Genomic DNA, 3,841 nt, shown 5'->3' with positions numbered 1-3,841 from the left:
CCCGACACCCCTGACACCCTTCCCAGGGTCGCCTGGATCGGTCTCGGCATCATGGGCTCCCCCATGTCCGAGAACCTGATCGGGGCGGGCTACGACGTCACCGGCCACACCCTGGAGCAGGAGAAGCTGGACCGGCTGGCCGCCGCGGGCGGCACCCCGGCCTCCTCCCTCGCCGGGGCGGTCCGGGACGCGGACGTGATCATCACGATGGTGCCCGCCTCCCCGCAGGTCGAGGCCGTCGCGTACGGTCCCGACGGCATCCTCGAGAACGCGCGGCCCGGCGCCCTGCTGATCGACATGTCCTCGATCACCCCGCAGACGTCCGTCGACCTGGCCGCCGCCGCGAAGGACAAGGGCATCCGTGTGCTCGACGCCCCGGTGTCCGGTGGTGAGGCGGGGGCCGTCGAGGCGGTGCTGTCCATCATGGTCGGCGGTGAACAGGCCGACTTCGACGCCGCGAAACCGCTGTTCGAGGTGCTCGGCAGGACCATCGTCCGGTGCGGCCCGCACGGTTGCGGGCAGACCGTGAAGGCCGCCAACCAGCTGATCGTCGCCGTCAACATCCAGGCGTGCGCCGAGGCCGTGGTCTTCCTCGAGAAGTCCGGCGTGGATCTGGCGGCCGCACTGGACGTCCTGAACGGCGGCCTCGCGGGCTCGACCGTACTGACCCGCAAGAAGGACAACTTCCTCGGCCGGGACTTCGAGCCCGGTTTCCGGATCGACCTGCACCACAAGGACATGGGCATCGTCACCGACGCCGCCCGCACCGTCGGGGCGGCCCTGCCCGTGGGCGCCGTGGTCGCGCAACTCGTCGCGAGCCTGCGCGCGCAGGGCGACGGCGGACTGGACCACTCCGCGCTGCTGCGCGCGGTGGAGCGCCTGTCCGGCACCCGGGTCTGAGGACGCCGGGACCTCCGGGTGCGGATCCGCCCGGCGGGCAGCAGCCTGGAGGCATGGCAGATCGCACGGAGCATCCGCACATCGTGGTGCACTCCCCGGCATTGGACGGCTCGCGCCGGGTCACCTCCGGCGACGAGACGCTGGGCGTCGCCTCGCACATCGACGACGTGGGCGAGATCCTGCGGCTCGCCGATCTCTACGTCACCGACGTGGAGGGGGCGGACCTCATCGAGTGGCAGGGAGGCGGCCCCGAGGACTGGCCGGGCCTGTCGGAGGAGCATCACGAGGCCTGACCGCCACCGGTCTACGGCAGCGGCCGTAGACCCGCTACGGCACCCTCAAATCAACCTCTGAACCGCGCCCTGGAGGCTTCGAACACCCCCGCCGCCGGGCAGAAACCCCTCACGCGGGGCCCGCCGGCACGGGGGCGGCGGGCCCCGCTCCAGGGGGAACCATGGGCGACTGCATCCACTGCGCCGACGCTCGGCGGACGCCGCACGAGATCGCGCTGCTCCGCGGCGGCCCGCGGGCCGCGGTCACCGTCGCCGTCGTCGCCCTCCATCTGCGGGGCGTCCTCGAAGCGGGTCCGCCGGGTACCGTGCGGGCCTCCCGGCCGACGGAGGCCGGTGACGCGGAGCATCCCTTGCCGCCCCTACCGCCGCTCCCTCCCGTCGGAGTCCCGCTGGACCCGCCGGTCACGGACGGCGCGCGCCCCGCAGGGGCCGTCGACACCGCGTACCGGGCCCTGATCCTGGAGAGCGCGGTGCACGGCGCCCTCGACGAACCCACCGGTCTGGGCGAGTTGGTCCGGCACCCGGAGGTGCGCTGGGCGGTGGCCGAGGTGCGCGTCGGCCTCGCGGAGGCCGGACTGCTGACCTATCCCCTGCTCAGGCCGACCCGCGCCGCCCGCCGCCGGGTACGGACCCTGCGGGAACAGCACCCGCTCCCCGCCGTCCGGCGCGGCCTCACCCCGGACGACACCCTGCTCGCCGTCGCGCTCCACGGTGAGCAGGGCCTGCGGGTGTTCGTGCCGCGCTTCGCCCTCCGGGCGGGGCTCACCGCCCGGGTCAGGATCGGGAACAAGAGCATGCTCCGGCCTTCCCGCAGCTCCGGGACCTACGGCGGCTCCGGCGGCTTCCACTACTGCGGAGGCGGAAGCGGGGGCGGTTGCGGCGGCGGCGGGATGTGAATGCCCTTCCTCACGCACGAGGGAGAGTCCTGGCTCACGCTGCCCGGTCGCCAGGAGAGATCCGCTCGGTGGTGCACGGCCACCGCACCACCGACCTGCACAGCGACGCACCGAACTCGCCGGCCCGCCCATCAGACCTTCAGACCTTCAGACCTTCAGCGTCCTGATCGACGTCGGAGCGTGCCACGGTTCCGTGGCGGTCTCCTCGAACTCGACGACGTCGCTTATGTCGTTGGTGGTCGACATGGCGATGTCGGTGACCCGTTCGAGGATGACCTCGACGACGACCGGCACCCTGTGTTCCGCGGCGAGCTCCTTCGCCCGTTCCAGGGCCGCGCCCAGCTCACCGGGGTCGGTCACCCGGATCGCCTTGCAGCCGAGGCCTTCGGTGACCCGGACGTGGTCGACGCCGTAGACGCCCAGTTCGGGCGCGTTGATGTTCTCGAACTCCAGGCTGACCTGGAAGTCGATGTCGAACGCCCGCTGCGCCTGCCGGATGAGGCCGAGGTAGGAGTTGTTCACCAGCACGTGGATGTACGGGATCTTGTGCTGCGCTCCGACGGCCAGCTCTTCGAGCATGAACTGGAAGTCGTAGTCGCCGGACAGGGCGACGACCTGGGCTCCGGGGTCGGCCCTGGCCACGCCGAGTGCCGCCGGGACGGTCCAGCCGAGGGGGCCGGCCTGGCCGCAGTTGATCCAGTGCCGCGGGCGGTGGACGTGGAGCATCTGGGCGCCGGCGATCTGGGAGAGGCCGATGGCCGAGACGTACCGGGTCTCGGGGCCGAAGGCCCGGTTCATCTCCTCGTAGACGCGCTGCGGTTTGATCGGGATGTCGTCGAAGTGCGTACGCCGCTGGAGGGTGGCCCGCTTCTCCTGGGCCGCCGCCGCCCAGGCGGAACGGTCGGGCAGCCCGCCCTCGGCCCCGTGTTCCTTCGCGACCCGGACGAACAGCTCCAGCGCGGCGCGCGCGTCGGAGGCGATGCCGTAGTCGGGGGCGAAGATCCGCCCGATCTGGGTGGGTTCGATGTCGACGTGGACGAAGGTCCGGCCGGCCGTGTAGACGTCGAGTCGGCCGGTGTGGCGGTTGGCCCAGCGGTTGCCGATGCCGAGGACGAAGTCGGCTTCCAGGAAGGTCGCGTTGCCGTGGCGGTGCGAGGTCTGGAGGCCGACCATCCCGGCGTTCAGCTCGTGGTCGTCGGGGAGAACACCCCAGCCCATCAGGGTCGGCACGACCGGTGTGCCGGTCAACTCCGCGAACTGCACCAGAAGTTCGGACGCGTCGGCGTTGATGACTCCGCCGCCCGCCACGATCAGCGGGCGCTCGGCGGCGTTCAGCATGCCGAGTGCCTTCTCGATCTGGGCGCGGCTCGCGGCGGGTTTGTGGACCGGCAGCGGTTCGTACGTGCCGGGGTCGAACGCGATCTCCGTCTGCTGCACGTCGATCGGCAGGTCGATCAGGACGGGGCCCGGCCGGCCGGAGCGCATGAGATGGAAGGCCTGCTGGAAGACGCCGGGAACCTGCGCGGCCTCGAGGACGGTCACCGCCATCTTGGTGACCGGCCGCGCGATGGCGGCGATGTCGACGGCCTGGAAGTCCTCCTTGTGGATCACCGTGGTCGGGGCCTGGCCGGTGATGCACAGGATCGGGACGGAGTCGCCGGTCGCGGAGTACAGGCCGGTGATCATGTCGGTCCCGGCCGGGCCCGAGGTGCCGACGCAGACGCCGATGTTGCCCGGCCGGGACCGACATGA

Annotated in this window: 4 protein-coding genes; 3 read left to right on the top strand and 1 reads right to left on the bottom strand. The window is 71.8% G+C overall.

What is annotated here, in order from left to right:
- The 3 genes from AOK11_RS33280 to AOK11_RS33270 form a co-directional block, all read left to right on the top strand.
- Positions 1 to 900 (top strand): 2-hydroxy-3-oxopropionate reductase (locus AOK11_RS33280; RefSeq protein WP_240497585.1); only part of this gene is annotated, 900 nt, incomplete at its 5' end.
- 53 nt (positions 901 to 953) lie between these two features.
- Positions 954 to 1,193 (top strand): hypothetical protein, encoded by a 240-nt coding sequence (locus tag AOK11_RS33275; protein ID WP_055597401.1) that lies wholly within the window; start codon positions 954 to 956, stop codon positions 1,191 to 1,193.
- 161 nt (positions 1,194 to 1,354) lie between these two features.
- Positions 1,355 to 2,089: a hypothetical protein gene (locus AOK11_RS33270; RefSeq protein WP_055597400.1), complete on the top strand. Its 735-nt coding sequence runs from the start codon at positions 1,355 to 1,357 to the stop codon at positions 2,087 to 2,089.
- Positions 2,090 to 2,236: 147 nt separating this feature from the next.
- On the opposite strand, the gene gcl is transcribed toward AOK11_RS33270, so the two are convergent.
- Positions 2,237 to 3,841 (bottom strand): glyoxylate carboligase (gcl, locus tag AOK11_RS33265; protein ID WP_055597399.1); only part of this gene is annotated, 1,605 nt, incomplete at its 5' end.

It is taken from the genome of Streptomyces hirsutus (genome assembly GCF_001418415.1).
In the GTDB taxonomy this organism is placed as follows: Bacteria; Actinomycetota; Actinomycetes; order Streptomycetales; family Streptomycetaceae; genus Streptomyces; species Streptomyces hirsutus.
The sequence above is the reverse complement of the archived record's forward strand: the minus strand, read 5'-3'. Positions and strand labels throughout refer to the sequence as shown.